Here is a 19,125-nt window from a genome sequence, read left to right on the forward strand (position 1 = left end):
ATCGCGCTTAGCTCTGCGCGAATTGGCCGAGTTTTCCGGCAAAGAAAGTCAGCGCGTCTCCATCCGCCATGCTGACCTTCAGAACTTTGCCCACGACGATCACATGATCGCCCGCATCGTGATAAGCGTGCTGCTCGCATTCGAACCGGGCAAGACTGCCCGGCAACAACGGGGTGCCGTTTTCGCAACGGTCATGTTCGATATCACGCAGCGCATGGGCGTCTTTTGAACAGCCAAAGCACAGCTCGGCCTGTTCAGCAGACAGGACATGCACGCTAAAATGGCGTGCCGTGTGAAAATACCGGAACCGGCGCGAATTACGATCGCCCGCCCACATCACCAGTGGTGGGTCCAGCGACAGTGACGAAAAGCTGTTGGCCGTAATGCAGATCGGGCCATCCTCACTGTCGCAGGTCACGACCGTAACACCGGTGGCAAAGCGACCAAAGGCATCGCGCAGGGTGCGCGTGTCGTCTTTATGCGGGACGAATGTATGGTTCATATCGCGCGAGATTGCATTCATCAGGGCACCTCATGTCCCAGCGCCGCCTCATACAGGCGGTACCAGCTTTCACGATCCAGCTTGACCTTCAAAGCATCCGAGACGCGCTTGATGCGGCCCAGATTATTTGTGCCCAGAACCGGCAGGATGTTTGCCGGATGCGCGAGCAGGAAGGCAACGGCCACTGCCGCTCGGTCCACGCCGAATTCTGCGGCGATCTCATCCGCTACAACACCGACCGGAGGGTTCCCGGCCATCAAAAGGCCGCCGCCAAGCGGGGACCACGCCATCAGCGGATGTCCATGCTGCTGATGGAACGCCAGATCACCGTTAGTGAACGGGCCGATTTCTCCAAGCGAGATTTCAATCTGATTGGTGACCAACTGGGTTTTCATTGCCGACTGCAGCAGAGACCAATCCCAAGGGCGGAAGTTTGACACGCCTACAGCCCCGACCTTGCCACTGGCAACCACCTCGTCCAGCACTGCACCGGTTTCATTGTGGTCCATCATTGGATCAGGGCGGTGGATCAATAGCAGGTCGATGTGGTCAATCGCCATTTCCGACAGAGACGTATCCACCGATTTCAGAATATGCGCGCGCGACGTGTCGTAGTATTTGACCTTGGCCTCCGCATAGCGACCCATTGGCGCGACGATGTCACATTTGGTGACGATCTCCATCTTCTGGCGCAGGCTGGGATTGGCGCGCAAGGCGTTGCCCAGAACAGCTTCGGCTGCGTATCCACCGTAGATATCTGCCTGGTCGAAGGTGGTGATCCCTTGATCCAGACAAGCCTGTATCTTGGCCTCGACATGCGCTGTCGAGGTGTCACTGTCATCACCCAAGCGCCACATGCCATAGACAAGGCGGCTCATTTCCAGCGTGTCAGATAGTTTCACACGTTGCATTAGCGACGAACTCCGTTGCCCAGCGGGGTCGCCGGGGTGGTTGCTGGCACGCGTCCGTAGGCTTCGGGAAGCGAGCAGGTTTTCAGGTTGGGCATCACGCGGGCGCCAAAATGCTTGGCCTCGTCCATGTGCGGATAGCCCGAGAAGATGAAGGCGCGGATGCCCAGCTTCTGATACTCTTCAATCTTAGACATAACTTGATCGGTCGAACCGACCAGCGCAGCACCACAGCCCGAACGCGCGCGACCGACGCCGGTCCACAGGCCGGGTTCGACATAGCCAAATTCATCCGCCAGATCACGGTTCTTGGATTGATGCGCCACACCCAACGATGTCGCGTCCAACGCCCTCTCGCGGATCGCGCGACCGTATTCGTCATCCAGTTTCGAAACGATGTAGTCGGCGTATTCCTGTGCCTCAGCCTCGGTATCGCGAACAATCATGTGGACGCGCAGACCGTAATCCAGAGTACGATTGTAATTCTCGGCAACGGCATGAACGGCTTTCATCCTCTCGGCCAACTGATCCTTGGTTTCTGGCCACATCAGATAGACATCGCAATGCTCGCCGCACAGGTCCAAAGCAGACGGGGAGTAGCCGCCAAAATACAGAAGTGGGCCACCAGCCTGGTAAGGCCGGGCCGGGTCCGTAGTCAGGCTCGAAAAATTGTAGACCTCGCCCGCATGGTTAATCTCATCCTGCGTCCAGGCCTGTTTCAGAATCTCAACCACTTCGCGCGAACGCTGATAGCGAAACGCACTGTCGGCTTTTTCGCCCGGGAAATCGGACGAGATGATGTTGACCGTCAACCGCCCCTTGAGCATGTGGTCCAGCGTCGCGATGGTACGGGCCAGCATGATGGGCTGCATCTCACCACAGCGCACGGCGGCCAGTAGGTTGATTTTTTCGGTAATCGGCGCGCACCCTGCGACAAAGCTCAGGGTGTCCTGTCCGACCTGATATGACGATGGGCAAAGGATGTTGCGAAAACCTTGCGCCTCGGCCTCTTTAACGATGCCCGAGCAATGCTCCCAACTGGATCGCAGATCACCATCGGGCACACCCAGAAACTGGTAGTCATCCGAGCAGAGCGCTGCAAACCACGAAACCTCGGCCGCATCCAGGTCGGGGGATGTGATGGGGACGATGGTCATTTGATTCACGCTCCGTACATCTTTGACTTTCCTCTTGCGTAGCAAGCGCATTGATGTAGATCAATAGTATATCAATTTTTCCTGCGACCGAGTGAAGCGCCCTCAATGTCCTCCAACAGCCGCAACCCAAATGCCCTGCCTATCTATGTCCAGATCTCAGAGCTGCTGATCCGTGATATCGCGGCGGGTCGCCTGATTGATGGTGAACGTCTTCCGCCCGAACGAGACATGGCTTCGAACCTGAATGTCTCAGTCGGGACCTTGCGAAAATCCCTCGCCGAGCTTGAGAAAAAAGGCATGTTGGAGCGTATTCAGGGTTCGGGCAACTACATCCGCGAGACTGGAACGCAGAACAGCGTCTATGCGATGTTCCGGCTGGAATTACCCGAAGGCGGCGGGTTGCCGCGCGCTGATATCCTATCGGTTGATCATCTGCAAAAGCCCGCAGACCTGCCGGAATTCGGCCTGTCTGATCACGGTTCGCGGGTGCGCCGGATGCGCTATTTGAATGACACAATCATCGCGGTCGAGGAAATCTGGCTGGACGAATCGGCTGGGACCATCGACCAGAACCTGCTGTCCGACTCACTTTATCGCTATTACCAGCAACAGCTTGGCTTCTGGATTACACGGGCAGAGGATCGCGTTTCCATCGGTTCATTGCCCGACTGGACGCCTGAAGGCTTCACCAAATCTGCCGGACACACGGTCGGTTACATCGAACGGTTCAGCTGGTCTGAGAAAGCCGAACCTGTCGAGTTTTCAAAAACATGGTTCGATCCGGATCGGGCCAAATACGTTCAACGCCTGAAGTAAAAGGAACTGCGCATGACCCGGACCACCAACTACGGGCTGATCGGATGCGGCATGATGGGGCAGGAACACCTGCACAACATTGCTCTGCTTGAGGGCACACGCGTCGCCGCAATCTTCGAACCTGACCCGGAGATGGCGCAAAAGGCGCAGGCGATTGCGCCCGATGCGAAGATAGCATCTTCCATTCAGGACCTTCTGGCGGTCAGTGACCTAGACTGTCTGGTCATCGCCAGCCCCAACCACCTGCATGTCGATCAACTGGCCGAGATTGCGGAAACCCGCCCCCTGCCCCTGTTGATCGAGAAACCGTTATTCACCGACCCCGCCGATCTTGCCCGGCTTGAGGAACTGGATCGCATTTACCCTCACCCGATCTGGGTGGCGATGGAATATCGCTATATGCCCCCTATTGCGGTGCTCATCGATAAAGCAGCGACCGCCAGTGGTGGGATCAAAATGCTCTCGATCCGCGAACACCGTTTCCCGTTTCTTGAAAAGGTCGACAACTGGAACCGGTTCAACCGCAACACCGGCGGTACGTTCGTTGAAAAGTGTTGCCACTTCTTCGATCTCATGCGCCTGATCCTGCAATCAGATCCGGTTCGGGTTTCGGCAAGCGGTGGCCAAGCCGTCAATCACTTGGACGAAGACTATAACGGCGATACTCCGGATATTCTGGACCACGGCTATGTCATTGTCGATTTCGCCTCAGGCGCGCGGGCGATGCTCGAGCTTTGCATGTTCGCCGAGGGGTCGCGGTATCAGGAAGAAATCTCAGCCATTGGACCCGAAGCAAAGATCGAAGCGCTTGTGCCCGGCCCGGGCCGGTTCTGGCCCGAACATCTGGGCGACGCGCCGGTACCACAGCTGATCATCAGCCCCCGCGCACCGAAAGGCCCAATCCAACGTGAGATTCCGGTCGACCCCGAGTTGCTGGCGGCTGGCGATCACAATGGCTCGACCTATTATCAGCACAAAGGTTTTCTGGAGTTGATCCGGGGTGAGCGCGCCAAACCCGAGGTCTCTCTGGGTGATGGGATTTGGGCCGTACGCATCGGTCTTGCGGCGCAACAAGCATCCGAACAGGGCCAAACAATCAACCTGTCCGGATAGTCATCAGGTTTAGAAGATCACGTTTAGCATCAACAGCGAGACGAACAGAAATATGATCGTCATGACGCCGCCGGAACGCACGAAATCCATAACCTTGTACCCTGCGGGCCCCATGATTAGCGCGTTGACCTGATGGGTCGGGATAATGAAACTGTTCGAGGTCGAAATCGCGACGGTTAACGCAAAGACAGCGGGGTTGCCACCGGCGGCAACCGCGATTGAAACCGCAAGGGGCACCAGCAAAACTGTGGCCCCGACATTCGACATCACCAGCGAAAACGCTGTCGCCAGAATGGCTACACCGGCCTGGAGCGCCCAGATTGGCCATCCGTCCAGGATGATCATGATCTGTTGCGCAATCCATGCTGCAGTTCCCGTATTCTGCACCGCTTGCCCCAATGGGATCAGGCAGGCCAAGAGAAAGACCGTGTTCCACCCGACCGCGCGGTAGGCCTCGTCCACGCTCAACACGCGGGTCAGCATCATACCCGCAGCACCCGTCAGCAGGCAAAGCGACAACCGCACATCTGTGAATAGAATTAGCGATAAAGAGATCACGAAAAACAAAAGCGCCCAGCCAACCTTTTGCGGGCGTAATTCGTCTTGCGGGAAATCAGATGTGACCACAACAAAATCCGGGTCACGCTTGATCCGCATCAGGTTATCCCAACGGGTATGGGCAACCAACATGTCACCGGCCTTGAACTTCTCAAGACCGATTTGCGTGGATTCGTGTGTCTCTGTTTCGACATGGCTTAGCGTTTCCTCCCCCCGATGGATGGCGAGCAGAGACATTCCGTAAGTTTTCCGAAACAGCAACTCCCTCGGGCATTTGCCGATCAGCTTGCTCTCGGGCGTCACGACCACCTCTGCGACCCCGGCATTTGTGGGTGCAAACTCTTCGACAAACACATCCAGATCCGGCAGCACGGTCAGCCCGTACTTTTCGGCAAATTCTTCGACAACCCAACGCCGCCCCACAATCGCCAATCGGCATGGCGCGGCAATTTCGGCTGTCAACACCTGAACCATCGAGGTCTTGCCGCGATAAAAGGTCGAGATGATATAGAGGTGATTTTCGAAATTGATATCCGCCAGAATTTGCCCAACCAAAGGGCTGTCGGCCGGTACAACAACCTCAAACACGTCGGCCTTCAGCCCATAAACCCGCTGAAGATATTCCTGCGTCCCGCGCCCGGTACCGGTGCTTTCCGAACCTGAATCACCCGGCAAGACCCATCGCCCCAGCAAAAGGAAATACGCGATACCCGTCAAAATCAGCACCGCACCTATGGGCGTGACCGAGAACAACCCAAAAGGCTCCATACGCTGTGCTTCAGGCAAACCCTCATTCGCAGTTTGAATCAAATCATTCAGAAGGATCAGCGGAGAAGAGCCCACCATGGTCATCGTGCCACCCAATATGGCGCAAAACCCCATCGGCATTAGCAATCGCGACAGCGGGATCCCTGATCGAGATGAGATCCGGCTAACCACAGGAAGGAACAAAGCCGCGGCACCGACATTCTGCATGAATGACGAGATGACACCGACGGTACCTGAAATGATGGGCAAAACCCGTCCTTCCGACTTGCCACCATATTTCAGGATAACCGAGGCGACTTTGTTCATCAGCCCCGTCTTGTCCAGCCCCGCACCAACGATCATTACTGCAATGATCGAAATGACCGCATTCGACGCAAATCCGTCAAACAGATGCGGTACATCTGCCAGATTCTCAAGGCCGGGCGCATAGCTCAGCAGACCGACAATGACCAAAACGAGAATAGCGGAAAGATCGATCCGGACGATTTCAGACACAAACAAGAAAACCGTGAACGCCAAAAGCCCCGACACCACGGCCATCTCATAGGTAAATGCCAATTGCTCCACTGGGGTCACCGGGCTTAAATCGTAAACTTAATTAACATTTCTAGGCAATTGCCCGGTGTCTGTCATGGTATTTGTGATCCTTGTGCAAAATCAAAACCATTATCAGGTTCTACCCACCTCCATATCAAGAGACCTGAACATACAAACACCCCGCAATTAGCGCCAAAGGCAGATCGCCATTTTGTAGAATAGCGTGGATGGTCGCTAATCGTTCCGTCAAACAGCTGACTCCAGTATGTCGCGGGCAGCGCACTGTTGAACATTTGGATCAAGCTCGGCCAAAGCAGAGCGGAAATCTCGACCCCACAAATGGAACCCAAATGTGGTGGGTGTCACCAAATCTGAAAGCCGGGTTCCTGCTTGAAACAACGTAGGTATTTCTCGACTGGAAATATAGTAAAATGCGGTGCTGTCATGAGCGTATTTGCGTTCGCCTGACATATTCAATGCAGTCGTCAAAGCTCTTGGGCCAGTTGACCCCCAACGCAAGCGCCCAAAAGGTTTCTCTCGTTGCGCCTCAACCACCGCGTTCAATCCCAAAAGTGCCGGCGAATCCTTCCAGGCCTCAGAGGCCAAACGGTCCTCCTCGAACACCTCTCCCAACAGAGCAAGCGATTTACTATGCGCCGGAAGCCCAAAAACCGCATTATTCACGAGTGAATGATACGTTTGATGCCTTGGAAGATCCGGCAAAACACATCCAACACAAAAACCTGCACGAGATTCAGCCGAAGCCATGAGCCTCTCGGCCGAAGCGACCATGTACATATCGGTATCAAGCCAGATCATGCCGGTCTTACTAACCAAATGATACCTGAATATGTCTGCGTGTATCGCTGGGCTTTTGTGCCTTACATGCCGAATGACCCTGCCTGGCTCATATATTTCTCTCGCATCAAAATACTCCACCCCTTCTGGCAGGTTTCGGATCGGCTCGTAAGAAAAGACAATAGGATTATAACCAAAGTCCTTCATGGAATTGAGGCAAGAACGTTCCAGTTTTCCCGGCTCACCCCCCATCCAGAGTGTCCCAAATTTTTGGTCCTTCTTTTGCTCGCTTCGCTTCTTGGGCAACGCGGCATTCTTTGGCTTTTTCTTTGGCTTTAAGTGCAGCCAACGCATTGGGTATCTACGTCCCTCGGATGCAAGCACCCAAGTCAAATCATCTGGCATATGCAACTCATTCCGAAGCTGCAAAAGATCGCGTTTTGTATCGTCAACCAATTCGACATCAAACAAGACCTGTGCGTCGCGAACTAGCCTTTCTTCTTTTTCGTTGCCCAACCAAACGCCACTGGAGTGCAACTCGATCAGAAACTCTGAAGACTTGAATTCACTAAGAAATTCGAAGGTTAAAAGTTCGAACTCACCGCCTTCGATATCAATCAAGAAAAACAAATCCTGAGGCTGATACCTAGTAGACACCAGTTCGCGAATTGACGTGTCCGTAGCGGTGGCAGCAATCTCGACCCTGTTGCGAACACCATTCACGTGCAGGGTCTTACGGATGATCTGTCGAGCTTTGCGTCTTTGTTCGAAACATAGGCTTCGCTCGAAATGGCCCGCTTGCACCAAACCAACGCCCCAATAGCCATCTGCCGCCCCAAGATCGACGAGTATCGGCTTTGTGCTTTCCACGAAAATAGGTTGATTTTGTTGTTCGTAGATCCCCAGCAATTTCGTGAACAAATCTGCTTGCCCCCAACTGCTTTCTTCAAGCAACCGGAAACCGCGAAGGCAGCCGCCCATGACGTATCCACCACGTTCCTTAAATAGTTGGTTACCTATGTCCCTCCGATACTGGACGATCTGACGCTTTAACTGCCGCAATTCTTTTGGAGATTTGCTCGGACGCATGGAACGCTCTTGATAGAATCGAAATTTGGACCTTTTCTATCGCAAAAGTCTAATAGCGAAACCATCTCCCAACTTGTCGGCATTATTTGTGACATCAATGCAGCGGCAACGCGGAACAAAAAACCCGACCAACACCTGTTGGCCGGGTTTTCCGAGAGTATTTCGAAGAACTTATTCGCCAGCAGCAGCAGCCACGTCCAAAGTAACACCTGGGCCCATCGTCGAGCTCAGTGCGATTTTCTTCATGTATGTACCTTTGGCGCCCGACGGTTTGGCTTTCGCAACTGCCGAGATGAAGGCGCGGACGTTTTCCACCAACTTGGCTTCGTCGAAGGACGCTTTGCCGACACCAGCGTGCACAACGCCGCCTTTTTCCGCCTTGAACTGAACTTCACCACCCTTGGCTGCTTCCACGGCCGCTTTCACGTCCATGGTCACGGTGCCAACCTTGGGGTTGGGCATCAGGTTGCGGGGGCCCAGCACTTTACCCAGACGGCCAACGATCGGCATCATGTCCGGGGTTGCGATGCAGCGATCGAATTCGATGGTGCCGCCCTGAATAGTTTCCATCAGGTCCTCTGCGCCAACGATATCTGCGCCAGCTTCTTTTGCTTCGTCAGCTTTCGGGCCGCGAGCGAAAACAGCAACGCGCATCGCTTTACCGGTGCCGTTCGGCAGGCCAACAACGCCGCGAACCATCTGGTCTGCGTGACGGGTGTCAACGCCCAGGTTCAGAGCGATCTCGATGGTCTCATCGAATTTCGAAGTTGCGTTGCCTTTGACCAGGGAAACTGCTTCTTCAACCGACAGGTTTTCCTTGCCAGCAACAGCTTCGCGCGCAGCGCGGGTACGTTTACCGAGTTTTGCCATCTTACTTCACCTCGATGCCCATAGAGCGGGCCGAGCCCAGGATGATCTGCATTGCGCCTTCGACGTCGTTAGCGTTCAGATCTTTCATTTTGGCTTCGGCGATTTCGCGAACCTGCTTCGAGGTCACGGTTGCCACGGTCTCACGACCTGGGTTTTCCGCGCCACGGGGGCGGTTACGCTTGCCAACCGGCTTCAAACCAGCCGCTTTTTTCAGGTAGTAAGACGCGGGCGGCGTCTTGATGTCCATGGTGAAGGACTTGTCCTGATAGTAGGTGATCACGGTCGGGCACGGAGCGCCGGGCTCCATGTCTGCGGTCTTGGCGTTGAACGCCTTGCAGAATTCCATGATGTTGATGCCGCGCTGACCCAACGCTGGACCAACTGGCGGCGACGGGTTCGCCTGACCTGCAGGAACCTGCAGTTTCATTGTACCAGCAAGCTTCTTGGCCATTTGGTTTTCCTTTCAACTTAGGCGGGACGCGTCCCACCCAGATTATGTTGCGTGGTCCGGCCCAAGATCGCGATCTCAGTAACCTCCCACGAGAGAATCTCGCCCGAAGACGATAGGGGCGGCGTTTACAGTGGAACGAAGACATTGGCAAGTGACTGGCGACCAATTGGGCCATATCGAATCGCGCTTCGCAGCATCGAGAGTGAGTTCTATGGATGAGCGGTCTCGCCACCAACGTCGGGTGAACAGCTAACTATCCCATAGTTCGACAGAAATTCCAGATACTCCGCGCACAATCAGCCAATTGTCGCCGGTTTCACCCGCGCGTGCTTAGCTGTGCTATACTCAGCGAAATTAGTGATTTTTGAGTGGAGGTTGATTATGATCATTCGTTTTATTCTATCGTTGGGTATCGCTATTTCTATTGCAGCAATAGCCCCTCAGAATGCGCGCGCTGACGCTGGGGATTTCATCGGCGGTGCTGTCGTCGGAGGGGTCGCTGGATATCTTATTGGCAAAGATCAGCAAAAAAAGAAGACACAGTCATCGACAGCGACCCGAACCTACCGGCAGGGCATCCCATCCACCACTCAAGGGGCGCAAACCCAAACGGCGCTGAATTACTTTGGCTACAATGCCGGTCGTGTTGACGGTCAGGTCGGGCGTGGCACGCGCTCCGCCATCGAACGTTATCAGGCCTCAATGGGTTATCCCGTAAATGGGCATGACTTTCAGCCTTATCAATATGACTTCCTGCAGCAGGCTTATTACTGGGCGACAAGCGGTGGACAGGCCGCCACCCAGCTCTCGGGTCAACCGCTGTTGATGGAGTACCGCCGACAGGTTCAATCAGGATCTTCTCTGGCTGCGGCACCTCAGGCTCCAGCTCAGGCTATTCCGGTTATCAAGCCCCAAGATACCGAAGCCGCAGCGAACACCACTGAAACAGCATCTGCGAGCCTGCCGACTCTGTTTTCCGGCGGCACCGGAGGTCCATCGCTGGCAAATCGTTGCAGCGGGGTCATGCTGCAAACCTCGACCAACGGAGGCTACACAACGCTTTCGAACATGACGGATGCCGACTTTGCACTCAGCGAGCAGTTTTGCCTTGCCCGCAGCTATGCGATGGCGCGTGGTGAGGATCTGATGCAGGATATCCAGGGCCTGACACCCGATCAGGTATCTGCCCAATGTGCCTCGTATGGTGAGATGCTGGCACCCCAAGTTGACGCCCTGTCTATCAGCTCAAAAACAGATGCTGAAACGCAGGTTCGCAAAATGGCGCTGGATTCTGGATTGAGCCCCGCGGATCTCGCTGCGACGAGCAAGGTCTGTCTGGCGATGGGCTACCGTCAGGACAACATGGATACCGCCGTTGGCTCTGCGCTCATGCTGGTTGCGATGGGTGAACCCGCCTATGGAGAGCTGGTGGGCCACCACTTGCGCGAAGGATTTGGCGTGCAGGAGCGTCGCGATCTTGCGATGCAGTGGTATGATGCGAGCCTTTCGGCACTGGATGCCGGTTCACAGGCTGTCTTCCTGCCGTCCCAGACCGACCGTCCACAACTTTTGCGCGCGGCTATGATCCAGTCGCAATAAGACGATACGCAATTCGGTATCGGCCCCTGTAGGTTTCAAAACGCGCCGCGTCGCTAGCTGCGTTGCGGCGTTTATTCCGGTCGCGTAGCATGGCTCATCCCGTGATCGCGCGCCTTTCAATCTGGGATGAAAGCCTCTCCCCAATTATTGTGACCGCAACTACGCTTAACGCTGAATACATTGGGGCGGAGTTTTGATACATTCACCCGTTTTTCAAATAGCCAAGCGTTTTTTGTGGAATATTGTGCTATCGATTGTCCATCCAAAGTGCTGAACCGACAACCGCCTAAAAAGAGGAGATCAATGATGAATACGACAGGCAGAGCAATGGCAATTGCCGTGCTGGCAGCGTCGGTCGGCACCGCGCACGGAGAAACCGCCGAGATCAATGGGTCTGATATGTATTATGAAACCGTCGGAGACGGGCCGCCAATTCTGATGATGCATGGCGGTCTCGGCCTGAGCCATGATTACCTGAGACCCTATTTCGATACATTGTCCGATACGCATACGGTTATTTACTATGACCATTTTGGCAATGGTCGCTCGGGCAGACCCGACGAATATTCTGAAATGACCTTTGACCGCCTGGTATCAGATGCCGCCGGGCTGATGGATCACCTGGGGCATGAAAAATTCACGCTGATCGGCCATTCCTACGGCGGTTTTATTGCCCAGGACTTTGCCACTCAAAATGCGGATCGGCTGGAGGGGCTTGTATTGATCGATACGGTCCCCGCGTTTGACTATGCGCCAACGATTTCCGGGCCAGACGAGCAAATGGCGGCTTTTGGGAAGTTGTTCAGCCAGCCCATGGCCGACAATGATGATTGGCGGTCTACCTGGGGTGAAGTCGTCAAGCTCTACTTCAAGCAATATCCTGAAGATACTGGCGCGGATCTGGATGATCGAACCGTCTATGAATATCAGGCCTGGAATGCCGCTGGCCCTCTTCTGGGCACATTCAACATGCTGGATAAACTGCCTGATGTGACTGTGCCTACTCTTGCCATGGCTGGTCAGCATGATGGCATTACGCCTCCCGGTCCTGGGGCCGAAAAAATTGGCGCATTGATGCCCAACGCCACAGTCGTGGTTTTCGAAAAATCTGCCCATTACCCATTCATAGAAGAGCAGGATGCCTTTTTTGCCAGTCTGAACGAATGGCTGAACCGATAGCAGAAACAGGTGGCGCCCTCGGGCACCGCTTTTGATTTTCTCAGGCAGAGTCCGAACAGGCGCGGCAGCCTACGGAGATCCCAATATGTTTGGGTTATTTGGCCAAAGATCGATTTTGAGACCCGTTCGATCACGTACCAGTCCCTGATAGTCTATTCCATTAGTCGCAGCACTATCTTCGCGTGCTACTTGCGGTCTCGGACTAAGACCGCCACAATTTTATCTAACGCGGAACGAACCTGACCCAGCATTCTATCGCGAGAGGCTTATGTTGCCCCCAGCATCCGAAGCGAACCAGCAACAGAACAAGGTTGATGCTCTGATCGAGTGGATGGTTGACGGAGCCCGACCGGCTGGAAATGCGGTCGAGATTATTGAAGGTATCTGCACGCGTCTGCTGGACGCTGATGTGGCCATTGATCGGTTCGGTTTGTTCATTTGGACGCTACACCCCAATCTGATGGGCCGGCGTTTCCTGTGGAAAGCGGGCGCTGGCGTCGACAGGGTCGATGCGCCGTCACAACTGTTTACTACCGCTATTTATACCGATAACCCCTTGCCGCACGTGATCGAGCGTCAGCAATCCATCCGTCGCCATCTGGAAGATCCAAACTGCCCTCAGGACTACATTATCGTCAGCGAACTGCGCGAGCAGGGATTCACGGACTACCTGGCGCAGCCGCTGATCTATCTCAATGGCGATACTCATGTCTGCACTTGGTCAAGTGCTACACCCGGTGGGTTTTCAGATCGAGATCTGGCAGTCCTGAACCGGGTTCGCGGTCCGCTCGCGCGCCTGACCGAGACCTATATGCTTCGGCTCGACGCGACTTACCTGCTGTCGACCTATGTTGGACGTAACAGCGGCGCGCAGATACTGGATGGCAAGGTGCATCGCGGTGATGGTAACACAATCGACGCCGTTATACTGTTTGCAGACCTCAAGGGATTCACACATCTTTCAAATTCTGTATCCGGCGATGCACTGGTTAGGCTGCTGAATGACAGCTTTGACTGCCTTGTTCCTTCAGTAATGGATCAGGGAGGAGAGATTCTGAAATTCATGGGCGACGGCTTTTTTGCCATCTTCCCAACCAACTCGGACCTTACTCCGAGCACACAGATCACAGCCGCCATTACAGCAGTCCGCGAGGGTTTGGCGTCGCTGACCAATGCCGATTTCCAGCACAAGCTTGGCGTACGGACTGCAATCCATCACGGTCGTTTCCACTATGGCAATATAGGTGGCGGTGATCGGCTGGACTTCACGGCCATCGGCCCCGATGTCAACTTGACAGCCAGACTTGTGTCGGCGGCGACAGAACTGAATTGCGATCACGTCCTATCCGAAACCGCCGCAGCGTTTTTGCCGAAACTCTGCGAACCGGTCGGGACCGTATCACTCAAGGGGTTTGGCGAAGATCAAACCGTTTGGCAGTTGAGTGGCCCGTAAACGCAAAAAAGGGTGCCTATAAGGCACCCCATCCGGTGGTTCAAAGAAACCAATCAGCTCTGCTTGGTAACCTGTGTAAAATCCAGCTCGACCGGGGTCTCGCGGCCAAAGATCGAGACCGAGACTTTCAGCTTTTGGGCTTCGTCGTCCACACCTTCGACCATACCGTCGAAATCCTCGAACGGGCCGTCGTTGACCTTGACCTTCTCGCCAACCTCGAAGGTGATCATCAGCTTGGGCGCTTCTTCACCTTCCTGAACGCGGTTGAGGATCTGGTTCACCTCGGCATCGCGCATCGGCATCGGGCGGCCCTGCGGGCCCAGGAATCCAGTGACACGGTTGATCGAGTTGACCAGATGATAGCCCTGATCCGACATTTCCATATGCACCAAAACGTAGCCGGGCATGAACCGGCGTTCGGTGGTGACCTTCTTGCCCCGGCGCACTTCGATCACCTCTTCGGTGGGCACCAGAACTTCGTCGATATCGTCCTCAAGGCCCTGTTCAGCCACCGACGTGCGGATCTGCTCTGCGATCTTCTTTTCGAAATTCGAAAGAACGCTGACCGAGTACCACCGTTTCGCCATGAACCTGTCGTCCTTGTTTGCCTTTGGCGCGTTCGAACCAGGCGAAGCACCGTCATTGAAATTCTATCACGTCACCCGGAATAAAAAGCGGCGCGCAGCTCGAATCGCCGCACGCCCATTCCGAATAGTTCCGTGTCACCTACTCTGACACGGCGCGCTGTGCAAGGGGCAATGGCGTTTCCACCCGCCCCGAACGGGCTTAGCTGAACGCGCCCAGGACCAGTTGCAGACCACCACGAATGCCCAGATCGACCAGTGCAAAAAACACAGCAGTCAGCGCTGCCATGATGAACACCATGACCGTGGTCAACAGCACCTCGCGACGGGTCGGCCAGACGACCTTTGCAACTTCGGCTCGGACCTGCTGAATGAACTGGATCGGGTTTGTGGTTGCCATGAGGCTACAATCTCTCTGCTTGCGGATGGGCCGGACATAGCCGGGCATTGCGGCAATTTCAAGGGCTGTTGGCACCGCGTCAGGGCTTGGGCTTGTCATCCCATTCGTCGCTGAGGATGCGGCGCGCATCACCTTCGGGATCTTCATACTGGTTCGAGCGCACGGTGTAGATAAAGGCGATAAGACCAACTGCGCCCAAAAGCAGCGAAATCGGGATCAGATAAGCAAGCACTTCCATCGGGGTTACCTCAGCCGCAAGGCGTTCAGTGACACCGTAATCGACGAGGTCGACATCGCCAAGGCTGCGATCAGAGGGGTTGCCAATCCGGCGACGGCCAGCGGGACAGCGATCACGTTATAGACAGTGGCAATGCGGAAGTTCTCGCGAATCCGGCGCGTCGCCTTGACAGCAGTTTCGCAGGCCTCGGCAATCGGAGACAGATCGTTGCCCAGCAGCACGATATCCGACGCCACCCGTGCGGCATCCAAGGCGCTGGCAGGAGAGATGGATACATGCGCTGCCGCCAGTGCGGCCGTATCGTTCAGCCCATCGCCGACCATCAGAACGTGCCGACCCTGATCGCTCAGGTCCTGCACCTTGGCGGCTTTGTCCTGAGGCAAGGCCTGTGCGATCCAGTTCTGGATGCCAAGCTTGTCAGCCAAGGCCTGAACTGCGGGGTGCGTGTCGCCGGATATCAGGATGACGTCTTTTCCCGCCTTCCGAAACGCGGCGATGGCTTCGGCGGCACCCGCGCGCAGGCTATCCGTGAATGTAAAGCGCAACGGGGTTTGCGACCCTATGGCCAGCCAAGCTGCGGTCTGCTCACAATCTTTGCCTCCGACCCAGGCTGCACGACCCAGCCGGACGCGCTGTTCCTGATACATGCCTTCGGTGCCATAGCCCGGCACCTCAACCACATCACGCAATATCGCAGGCTTTATCCCGACCCCACGCGCCGCCTTTGCAAGAGCAATCGACAGCGGATGGGAAGAGGCCTCAGCCAATGCCAGCGCGACTTCCAGATCAGCGCGGGAATGATCGCCGAGATTGGTCAGCTCGGGCGTCCCTGAAGTAAGCGTGCCGGTCTTGTCGAACACCACCGTGTCCACCTCGGCAAGGCGTTCAAGGGCGGTGGCGTGTTTGATCAGCATCCCGTTCCGAAATAACCGGCCCGAGGCCGCTGTGGTTACTGCTGGCACCGCCAGCCCCAATGCGCAGGGGCACGTGATGATCAAAACCGCCGCTGCGATGTTCAGCGCGGTGCGAATATCGCCGGAATAGATATACCATCCTAAAAAGCTGAGCGCCGAAAGGATGTGCACCCCCGGCGCGTAAAGCTTGGCCGCCTTGTCCGCCAGCGAGGTATAGCGTGACCGGCCCGACTCTGCGATGGCAACCAGATCGGCCATACGGTGCAGCGAGGTATCCTCGCCGACCGCGGTCGCACGGATGGTCAAAGGGCCGGTCAGGTTGACCTCGCCAGCGCTGACACGCAGCCCGGCTTCGGCAAAGATAGGAAGCGTTTCCCCGGTCAGCAGCGATCGGTCCAGCTCGGACCGGCCAGAGGTAATTTCGCCATCCACCGGCATACGCCCGCCGGGACGAACCAAGATCAGATCACCCACGCGCAGGTTAGTGACGGCGACCTCCTGTTCTGAACCATCCACCAGACGAATGGCGCGGGGGACTTCCAGCGCTGTAAGCTCTTCGGCAGCCGATCGCGCAGCGGCGCGCGTGCGATAATCAAGATACCGGCCCGCCAGCAGGAAGAATGTCAGCGTCAAGGCCGCATCAAAATAAGCGTGTTCACCGCTGAGTGCAGTTTCCCAAAGCGAGGTGACCAGCGCCAGCAGGATCGCCAAAACAATCGGCACATCCATATTCAACCGGCGCACGCGCAGCGCGCTCCAGGCGTTGGCAAAGAAAGGTTGGGCCGAAAATGCAATCGCAGGCAAGGCAATCGCTGCCGATATCCAGTGGAACATGTCGCGTGTCGCGTCGGTGGCACCAGACCAGACCGAAACCGACAACAGCATCACGTTCATCGAGGCAAATCCCGCAACCGCGAGCCGCATCAGAAGATCGCGCCCAGCCTTATCCGATTGCGTGGCCGACAGGGCACCCGGATCCAGTTCGTGTGCTTCAAAACCGGCACGTTCCAGCACTGGTATCAGATCAGCCGCACGTGTATCGGGTTTCGCTTTGATCATCGCGCGTTTCAGCGTCAGATTGACCCTCGCACCCTCCACACCGGGATGAGCATTCAACTCGCGCTCGACAGTGGAGATACAGGCCGAGCAATGGATACCCGGCAGCGACAGCGCGATTTGCACGTCCTCGGGGATTAGCCGGGCCGGTTCCGCCGCGGTCGCGACACAACCGGGACAAGCTGCCCGAGCTGGGGTAACTTGCGCTGTCATCCCTCTAACCCTTCACATAAAGCGGCACGCGTTGCGCAAACTCGGCACCGTCTTTCGCTTTTGCCACAAGGCGAATGTTCCAGTTACCTTTACCCAGCGCAGCTGGGGCGGCATAGGTGATGCCGTCAAAGGTGAAGTCAGGTGAGAAGTCATCTTTCACGTGGGTGGCGCGCCCGACGACGGCCTGCAATTCAGCCACCTCAACCGGTGAACCAGTCTGATCGGTGATGCGCAATACCAGCAATCCACCGACCAACTCAGCCTTGATATCCCAGCCCAGCGCCTGCTGTTCCTGCAAGCGTTCGTTGAACTCCTGGCTGGCAACATAGGAGTTCTTTACTTCCAACCCCGGGAACGTCTTTACCGCGCTGTAGGCCAGCACGAGGTTCACCGCGATGATCACGCCAAAGGCCGCGACAAATACCGCCAGTGCGTGTTTGCCAGTGAATTGACGCTCTGCCATTGTCAGTTTCCTCGCCCATTGAACGTGGTGTCTTTGTATGCGCGCTCACCACTTTCCAGATCTTCGACCCAGATGCGAACTGATGTGCTGTCAACCGCTGCGGGCCCGGTGTCTTTCGCTGCTGTAATATAAACGCGCGTCAATTGTGCCGTATCTGCCGTGACATTTACAGTGTCACCTTCGACGCCCTCGATTTCGACCTGCAGCGACGGATCACCGGCAAGCGACAGTTTAAAGGCCCGTTCCTCGCCATGCTTGTTACGCAGGCGTACGTCATAGGTATTGCGGATCGTACCATCGGAAAGGGTTACGAAAGTCGGGTTCCGTACCGGAGCCACAGTCAGGTCGATATCCGACCGGATGAACAGGGCGAAGAGCAAGGCGAAACCAACCAGCGACCACAAAGAGGTATAAAGGATCGTGCGCGGACGCAGGATGTGTTTCCACACATTCTTGGGCGGATGACCTTCGCGTTCACGCGTTTCGTCACTCAGCGCCATGTAATCGATCAGGCCACGTGGCTTGCCGATCTTGGCCATCATGTCGTCGCAGGCATCAATGCAAAGAGCGCAGGTGATGCATTCCAGCTGCTGACCGTCGCGGATATCGATCCCTACCGGACAGACATTGACGCAAGCCATACAATCGATGCAATCGCCCAGCTCGCTGTCAGCGGAGCGTTTGCCCTTGCCACGCGGTTCACCCCGCCATTCACGGTAGCCGACGACCAGGGTATCCTCGTCCATCATCGCGGCCTGAATGCGCGGCCATGGGCAGGCATAGATGCAGATTTGTTCGCGCGCGAAGCCTCCAAAGAAGAAGGTTGTACCAGTCAGGATCAGCATTGTCGTGTAAGCGACGGGATGCGCATTGCCGGTGACCAAATCACGCGCCAGTGTTGGGGCATCCGCAAAATAGAAAACCCACGCGCCGCCGGTTGCCAGCCCGATAAAGAACCAAACTAACCATTTGGTCAGTCGAAGACGCGCTTTGCGGAAATCCAGCTTCTTTTGGCGATGCAGGCGCAGACGCGCATTGCGGTCGCCTTCGATCCAGCGTTCAACAAGAATATAGAGGTCGGTCCACACAGTCTGAGGGCAAGCATATCCGCACCAAACCCGGCCCAACGCTGAGGTAAAAAGAAACAACCCCAATCCCGCCATAATCAAAAGCCCGGCAACGAAATAGAATTCGTGCGGCCAGATTTCGATCCAGAAGAAATAAAAACGTCGGTTCGCCAGATCGAGCAACACAGCCTGATCAGGAAGGCTTGGCCCTCGATCCCATCTGATCCACGGCGTTACATAGTAGATGCCCAGTGTCACCGCCATAATGATCCACTTAAGGTTCCGGAATGGACCGGATACCCGTCTTGGGAAAATTGGTTCTCTGGCGGCGTAAAGGCTGGGGGTCGGGTTGGAATCGCTCACAGGCTGGCTCCGGGACTGGCTCTTCTGAG

General features: G+C 55.8%; 18 protein-coding genes. 5 read left to right on the plus strand and 13 right to left on the minus strand.

Annotation, left to right across the window (positions count from 1 at the left end; all coding sequences use genetic code 11):
• Positions 1 to 7: 7 nt before the first annotated feature.
• The 3 genes from AC2FI7_RS13420 to AC2FI7_RS13430 are packed head-to-tail and all read right to left on the minus strand — an operon-like array spanning position 8 to position 2,567.
• On the minus strand, positions 8 to 523 hold the full coding sequence (locus AC2FI7_RS13420) for a flavin reductase family protein (protein WP_010441001.1): 516 nt from the start codon (positions 521 to 523) through the stop codon (positions 8 to 10).
• On the minus strand, positions 523 to 1,413 hold the full coding sequence (locus AC2FI7_RS13425) for an aldo/keto reductase (RefSeq protein WP_010440999.1): 891 nt from the start codon (positions 1,411 to 1,413) through the stop codon (positions 523 to 525). Before AC2FI7_RS13425 ends, AC2FI7_RS13420 begins: the two co-directional genes overlap by 1 nt.
• Positions 1,413 to 2,567: an LLM class flavin-dependent oxidoreductase gene (locus AC2FI7_RS13430; RefSeq protein WP_010440997.1), complete on the minus strand. Its 1,155-nt coding sequence runs from the start codon at positions 2,565 to 2,567 to the stop codon at positions 1,413 to 1,415. The genes AC2FI7_RS13425 and AC2FI7_RS13430 overlap by 1 nt, the downstream gene beginning before the upstream one ends.
• Positions 2,568 to 2,672: 105 nt before the next feature.
• On the opposite strand from AC2FI7_RS13430, the gene AC2FI7_RS13435 reads away from it, so the two are divergent.
• Both AC2FI7_RS13435 and AC2FI7_RS13440 read left to right on the plus strand, forming a co-directional pair.
• Positions 2,673 to 3,383 (plus strand): GntR family transcriptional regulator, encoded by a 711-nt coding sequence (locus AC2FI7_RS13435; protein ID WP_010440994.1) that lies wholly within the window; start codon positions 2,673 to 2,675, stop codon positions 3,381 to 3,383.
• A gap of 12 nt (positions 3,384 to 3,395) precedes the next feature.
• Entirely contained in the window at positions 3,396 to 4,496 is a 1,101-nt protein-coding gene (locus AC2FI7_RS13440; protein WP_010440992.1) for a Gfo/Idh/MocA family protein, read from the plus strand.
• Positions 4,497 to 4,505: 9 nt separating this feature from the next.
• Here the strand turns inward: AC2FI7_RS13440 and AC2FI7_RS13445 are convergent, their stop codons facing one another.
• From AC2FI7_RS13445 to rplK, 4 genes are all read right to left on the minus strand, one after another.
• On the minus strand, positions 4,506 to 6,362 hold the full coding sequence (locus AC2FI7_RS13445) for an SLC13 family permease (RefSeq protein WP_496816233.1): 1,857 nt from the start codon (positions 6,360 to 6,362) through the stop codon (positions 4,506 to 4,508).
• A 243-nt stretch (positions 6,363 to 6,605) separates the two neighbouring features.
• Positions 6,606 to 7,778, minus strand: coding sequence for a glycosyltransferase family 32 protein (locus AC2FI7_RS13450; RefSeq protein ID WP_496816180.1), 1,173 nt, complete (start codon positions 7,776 to 7,778; stop codon positions 6,606 to 6,608).
• Positions 7,779 to 8,417: 639 nt separating this feature from the next.
• Positions 8,418 to 9,116 (minus strand): 50S ribosomal protein L1, encoded by a 699-nt coding sequence (gene rplA, locus AC2FI7_RS13455; RefSeq protein ID WP_010440987.1) that lies wholly within the window; start codon positions 9,114 to 9,116, stop codon positions 8,418 to 8,420.
• 1 nt (position 9,117) lies between these two features.
• Positions 9,118 to 9,567, minus strand: a complete 450-nt coding sequence (rplK, locus tag AC2FI7_RS13460) for a 50S ribosomal protein L11 (RefSeq protein ID WP_010440985.1) — start codon at positions 9,565 to 9,567, stop codon at positions 9,118 to 9,120.
• Between the two features lie 381 nt (positions 9,568 to 9,948).
• Here rplK and AC2FI7_RS13465 point away from each other — a divergent pair, with 381 nt between their 5' ends.
• From AC2FI7_RS13465 to AC2FI7_RS13475, 3 genes are all read left to right on the plus strand, one after another.
• Positions 9,949 to 11,166 carry a peptidoglycan-binding domain-containing protein gene (locus AC2FI7_RS13465; RefSeq protein ID WP_010440982.1) on the plus strand — a complete coding sequence of 406 codons (1,218 nt, stop codon included), beginning with the start codon at positions 9,949 to 9,951 and terminating at the stop codon, positions 11,164 to 11,166.
• 306 nt (positions 11,167 to 11,472) lie between these two features.
• Entirely contained in the window at positions 11,473 to 12,345 is an 873-nt protein-coding gene (locus AC2FI7_RS13470) for an alpha/beta fold hydrolase (RefSeq protein ID WP_238528782.1), read from the plus strand.
• Positions 12,346 to 12,613: 268 nt separating this feature from the next.
• Entirely contained in the window at positions 12,614 to 13,798 is a 1,185-nt protein-coding gene (locus AC2FI7_RS13475; RefSeq protein ID WP_010440979.1) for an adenylate/guanylate cyclase domain-containing protein, read from the plus strand.
• Positions 13,799 to 13,851: 53 nt separating this feature from the next.
• Here the strand turns inward: AC2FI7_RS13475 and nusG are convergent, their stop codons facing one another.
• The 6 genes from nusG to ccoG form a co-directional block, all read right to left on the minus strand.
• A complete protein-coding gene (gene nusG / locus AC2FI7_RS13480; RefSeq protein WP_010440977.1) occupies positions 13,852 to 14,385 on the minus strand; it encodes a transcription termination/antitermination protein NusG in 534 nt (177 codons plus the stop codon).
• A gap of 199 nt (positions 14,386 to 14,584) precedes the next feature.
• A complete protein-coding gene (secE, locus tag AC2FI7_RS13485; RefSeq protein WP_010440974.1) occupies positions 14,585 to 14,782 on the minus strand; it encodes a preprotein translocase subunit SecE in 198 nt (65 codons plus the stop codon).
• A 79-nt stretch (positions 14,783 to 14,861) separates the two neighbouring features.
• Entirely contained in the window at positions 14,862 to 15,020 is a 159-nt protein-coding gene (gene ccoS, locus AC2FI7_RS13490) for a cbb3-type cytochrome oxidase assembly protein CcoS (protein WP_010440972.1), read from the minus strand.
• Positions 15,021 to 15,025: 5 nt separating this feature from the next.
• Positions 15,026 to 17,203: a heavy metal translocating P-type ATPase gene (locus tag AC2FI7_RS13495; RefSeq protein ID WP_496816181.1), complete on the minus strand. Its 2,178-nt coding sequence runs from the start codon at positions 17,201 to 17,203 to the stop codon at positions 15,026 to 15,028.
• Between the two features lie 4 nt (positions 17,204 to 17,207).
• Entirely contained in the window at positions 17,208 to 17,666 is a 459-nt protein-coding gene (locus AC2FI7_RS13500; RefSeq protein ID WP_010440969.1) for a FixH family protein, read from the minus strand.
• 2 nt (positions 17,667 to 17,668) lie between these two features.
• The gene (gene ccoG / locus AC2FI7_RS13505; RefSeq protein WP_037321191.1) at positions 17,669 to 19,096 is read right to left on the minus strand and encodes a cytochrome c oxidase accessory protein CcoG; all 1,428 of its coding nucleotides are present in this window, start codon (positions 19,094 to 19,096) and stop codon (positions 17,669 to 17,671) included.
• Positions 19,097 to 19,125 lie beyond the last annotated feature (29 nt).

Source organism: Ruegeria sp. YTSA064, from assembly GCF_059610325.1.

Coding starts and splice junctions, on each gene's coding strand:
- AC2FI7_RS13420 (WP_010441001.1), bottom strand. CDS start 523: ATGAATGCAATCTCGCGCGATATGAACCATACATTCGTCCCGCATAAA.
- AC2FI7_RS13425 (WP_010440999.1), bottom strand. CDS start 1,413: ATGCAACGTGTGAAACTATCTGACACGCTGGAAATGAGCCGCCTTGTC.
- AC2FI7_RS13430 (WP_010440997.1), bottom strand. CDS start 2,567: ATGACCATCGTCCCCATCACATCCCCCGACCTGGATGCGGCCGAGGTT.
- AC2FI7_RS13435 (WP_010440994.1), top strand. CDS start 2,673: ATGTCCTCCAACAGCCGCAACCCAAATGCCCTGCCTATCTATGTCCAG.
- AC2FI7_RS13440 (WP_010440992.1), top strand. CDS start 3,396: ATGACCCGGACCACCAACTACGGGCTGATCGGATGCGGCATGATGGGG.
- AC2FI7_RS13445 (WP_496816233.1), bottom strand. CDS start 6,362: ATGGCCGTGGTGTCGGGGCTTTTGGCGTTCACGGTTTTCTTGTTTGTG.
- rplA (WP_010440987.1), bottom strand. CDS start 9,116: ATGGCAAAACTCGGTAAACGTACCCGCGCTGCGCGCGAAGCTGTTGCT.
- rplK (WP_010440985.1), bottom strand. CDS start 9,567: ATGGCCAAGAAGCTTGCTGGTACAATGAAACTGCAGGTTCCTGCAGGT.
- AC2FI7_RS13465 (WP_010440982.1), top strand. CDS start 9,949: ATGATCATTCGTTTTATTCTATCGTTGGGTATCGCTATTTCTATTGCA.
- AC2FI7_RS13470 (WP_238528782.1), top strand. CDS start 11,473: ATGAATACGACAGGCAGAGCAATGGCAATTGCCGTGCTGGCAGCGTCG.
- AC2FI7_RS13475 (WP_010440979.1), top strand. CDS start 12,614: ATGTTGCCCCCAGCATCCGAAGCGAACCAGCAACAGAACAAGGTTGAT.
- nusG (WP_010440977.1), bottom strand. CDS start 14,385: ATGGCGAAACGGTGGTACTCGGTCAGCGTTCTTTCGAATTTCGAAAAG.
- secE (WP_010440974.1), bottom strand. CDS start 14,782: ATGGCAACCACAAACCCGATCCAGTTCATTCAGCAGGTCCGAGCCGAA.
- ccoS (WP_010440972.1), bottom strand. CDS start 15,020: ATGGAAGTGCTTGCTTATCTGATCCCGATTTCGCTGCTTTTGGGCGCA.
- AC2FI7_RS13495 (WP_496816181.1), bottom strand. CDS start 17,203: ATGACAGCGCAAGTTACCCCAGCTCGGGCAGCTTGTCCCGGTTGTGTC.
- AC2FI7_RS13500 (WP_010440969.1), bottom strand. CDS start 17,666: ATGGCAGAGCGTCAATTCACTGGCAAACACGCACTGGCGGTATTTGTC.